Origin of the sequence: Hwanghaeella sp. 1Z406 (assembly GCF_048892425.1) — a bacterium.
In the GTDB taxonomy this organism is placed as follows: Bacteria; Pseudomonadota; Alphaproteobacteria; order UBA8366; family Aestuariispiraceae; genus Pacificispira.
Genome location: NZ_JBLZHU010000034.1, coordinates 1 through 371 on the forward strand (window position 1 = coordinate 1; position 371 = coordinate 371).

A 371-nucleotide genomic window follows, 5' to 3' on the forward strand; every position below is an offset into this window, starting at 1 on the left:
TACCTTAGCTCATCGTTAAGACGATCTTCTTTCACGCCAGAGGTTTTTTATGCTGCAAGTCAAAATTGTTCCTGTTACCGCATTTGCTCAAAATTGCTCAATTTTATGGGACAGTGAAAGCAAAGAGGCGGTTTTGATTGATGCAGGTGGCGATGCAGCAGTACTAAAGAAAGAAGTTGAGGCTTTGGGTTTAACCGTTAAAGCATTATGATTAACGCACGGGCATCTTGATCATGCTGGTGCTGTAGGAGAATTGGCTGAAGCTTGGAAAATTCCTGTGATTGGTCCGCATAAAGAAGACCAATTCTGGTTAGATATGATTCAAGAAGTCTCAGCACGTTATGGTTTCCCAATTCCCCAACCTGTTAAAG

General features: G+C 42.0%; 1 protein-coding gene and 1 pseudogene. Both read left to right on the forward strand.

All coding sequences use genetic code 11. The annotated features are described in order from the left end of the window. The first annotated feature begins 49 nt into the window (after positions 1-49). Positions 50-211, forward strand: coding sequence for a hypothetical protein (locus ACOSDR_RS20235; protein WP_420732348.1), 162 nt, complete (start codon positions 50-52; stop codon positions 209-211). 12 nt (positions 212-223) lie between these two features. Continuing rightward, positions 224-371: pseudogene (locus tag ACOSDR_RS20240) on the forward strand (MBL fold metallo-hydrolase); the annotation flags it as partial.